Origin of the sequence: Moritella sp. PE36, assembly GCF_000170855.1 — a bacterium.
GTDB lineage: Bacteria > Pseudomonadota > Gammaproteobacteria > Enterobacterales > Moritellaceae > Moritella.
Window position 1 is genome coordinate 1 of record NZ_ABCQ01000124.1, and the last position, 1,342, is coordinate 1,342.

3 protein-coding genes and 1 pseudogene are annotated in these 1,342 nt (G+C 39.8%); all 4 read right to left on the bottom strand.

The window, feature by feature from the left end; genetic code table 11:
• Nucleotides 1–261 (bottom strand): 50S ribosomal protein L20 (gene rplT, locus PE36_RS23545; protein ID WP_006034630.1); only part of this gene is annotated, 261 nt, incomplete at its 3' end.
• A gap of 27 nt (nucleotides 262–288) precedes the next feature.
• Entirely contained in the window at nucleotides 289–483 is a 195-nt protein-coding gene (rpmI, locus tag PE36_RS23550; RefSeq protein WP_006034631.1) for a 50S ribosomal protein L35, read from the bottom strand.
• A gap of 84 nt (nucleotides 484–567) precedes the next feature.
• Nucleotides 568–1,110, bottom strand: a complete 543-nt coding sequence (gene infC / locus PE36_RS23555) for a translation initiation factor IF-3 (protein ID WP_083798045.1) — start codon at nucleotides 1,108–1,110, stop codon at nucleotides 568–570.
• Nucleotides 1,107–1,342 (bottom strand): annotated as a pseudogene (locus PE36_RS24265) (His/Gly/Thr/Pro-type tRNA ligase C-terminal domain-containing protein); the annotation flags it as partial. The pseudogene PE36_RS24265 and the gene infC, both read right to left, overlap by 4 nt.

The window sequence follows — 1,342 nt, forward strand, 5'->3', positions numbered from 1 at the left end:
TAGAGGCGTGTTTAAGGCCATAATGAAACGGCTGTAAGACATACCATTTTGACGTGCAGCAGCGTTAATACGTGTGATCCATAATTGACGGAATTGACGTTTACGTTGACGACGGTCACGGTAAGCATATTGACCAGCTTTTGTAACTGCTTGGAAAGCAACACGGTAAACTCGTGAACGAGCTCCGTAATAACCTTTAGCTTGTTTTAAAACTTTCTTATGACGAGCACGTGCAACAACACCGCGTTTAACTCTAGGCATAACTATTTTCCTCTTTTATATCTAAAATTAAGCGTATGGAAGCATACGTTTAACGGATGCAACATCGCACTTTGCAACCATTTCCGTACCACGAAGGTGACGTTTACGTTTAGTGCTCTTCTTGGTCAAAATATGACGTAGGTGAGACTGTTTGCGTTTAAAACCATTAGCGGTTTTCTTAAAGCGCTTTGCAGCGCCTTTATTCGATTTCAACTTAGGCATTATAACTCCGCATTGTTGAATATTAATGAATAATAGTAAGGCGAATATGAATACTTACGTACTCATATTACTTGGAAGCACCTACTATTTCTTTTTAGGGGCTAACACCATTACAGCTTGGCGACCTTCCATTTTCGGGAAAGCTTCCACGACTGCAATTTCTTTTAAATCTTCTTTAATACGATTTAAAAGATCAAAGCCTAGGCTCTGGTGCGCCATTTCTCGACCTCGGAAACGCAGCGTAATTTTTGCTTTGTTACCTTCTTCGAGGAAGCGAGTCAGGTTGCGTAGTTTTACCTGATAATCGCCAATGTCAGTTCCAGGACGGAATTTTATTTCCTTAACCTGAACCCGAACTTGCTTTTTCTTCTGCTCTTTAACAGATTTACTTTTTTCGTATATAAATTTACCGTAATCCATGACACGGCAAACAGGAGGCTCGGCATTCGGGCTAATTTCTACAAGATCTAAATTTGCTTCTTCTGCTATAGCAAGAGCTTCTCTTATAGATACGATTCCAATCACTTCACCATCAGCACCGTTTAAGCGACATTCAGGTATACGAATTTCTTCGTTGATACGATGTTGTCTGGCCGTTTGTTGTTGACCTTTTTTTCCGCCTTTTATAACGAATCCTCCAAAGTTATTTTACCGCGACTGTTGACTTCTATTTGTAATTTACTAATGAAGTCATCTAACTTCATAGTACCTAAGTCAACACCCTTACGAGTACGTACTGCTATTTCTCCTGACTCGACTTCTTTATCGCCGATAACCAAAAGATACGGCACACGTTTCAAAGTATGTTCGCGGATTTAAAGCCTATCTTCTCATTTCTCAAGTCTAATTTTGCTCTAAT